Annotated in this window: 1 pseudogene; it reads left to right on the top strand. The window is 60.1% G+C overall.

The features are described from left to right. Window positions 1-268 (top strand): annotated as a pseudogene (locus AX729_RS06350) (Fe-S cluster assembly protein SufB); the annotation flags it as partial.

The raw sequence follows: 268 nt of genomic DNA on the forward strand, positions 1-268 counted from the left end.
TCGACGTCGACCAGTATCGTTATGGGTTTGAGACCCTGATCGAGTCCGACAAGGCCCCCAAGGGTCTGTCGGAAGAAACCGTCAAGTTCATCTCCGAGAAGAAGAACGAGCCCGCCTGGATGCTCCAGTGGCGGCTCGAAGCCTATCGGCGCTGGCTGACCATGACGGAGCCGACCTGGGCGCGGGTCGACTACCCCAAGATCGACTTCCAGGACCTCTATTATTACGCGGCGCCGAAGCCGAAGAAGACGGTCTCCTCGCTCGACGA

The organism is Bradyrhizobium sp. CCH5-F6 (genome assembly GCF_001556045.1).
GTDB lineage: Bacteria > Pseudomonadota > Alphaproteobacteria > Rhizobiales > Xanthobacteraceae > Bradyrhizobium.